The following is a 538-nucleotide window of genomic DNA, read 5'->3' as shown; positions in this document are numbered from 1 at the left end:
TGTCTCGGCTGCCGCCACACCCGTTTGCCTGCCAGGTCAAACAGCGCCAGCGGTTCACCCGTCGGCGCACTCACCGCATACTGGGTCTGGATGTCGCCCACCATCAGGTCCACCCGGTTGTCCAGATTGAGGGTAAACTGTCGGGTCTGCTGGGCTGTCAGCTCCCACCCGTCAAACACCAGATGCCGGATTATTTTCAACCGACCATGCTGGTATTCGCGGATTTCCGCCAGTACGTCCCCGTCCCACAGGTATGTGGTCAGCTTACCGGTCTGGATACAGCGTTTTTCTGTCCGCCGCCCGAAAGCATCATAGCGATATTCCCACCGGCGGCCATCCGGGGTGATGAGACCGGTCAGCTGGTTCTGGCTGTTCCAGCGGTATTTCGTCACCGCCAGCCGGTAACCTTCGGCTAAAAATTGTTTCTCTTTCATGCGACCAGCCAGGTCGTAGACAAACCGGTGTGAGCCAACCCAGTTCAGGCGGTGACCTTCCTGATAGAGGGTTTCCCCCATTATCTCCTGCACCCCGTCGAACC

Annotated in this window: 1 pseudogene; it reads right to left on the bottom strand. The window is 58.6% G+C overall.

From position 1 onward, the window contains the following. Window positions 1–515 (bottom strand): annotated as a pseudogene (locus C5471_RS23560) (RHS repeat domain-containing protein); the annotation flags it as partial. Between the last annotated feature and the right edge of the window lie 23 nt (window positions 516–538).

Origin of the sequence: Photorhabdus tasmaniensis (genome assembly GCF_011189505.1) — a bacterium.
Lineage (GTDB): Bacteria > Pseudomonadota > Gammaproteobacteria > Enterobacterales > Enterobacteriaceae > Photorhabdus > Photorhabdus tasmaniensis.
Note: the sequence above shows the minus strand (reverse complement) of the source record. Positions and strands in the feature narration are given on the sequence as shown.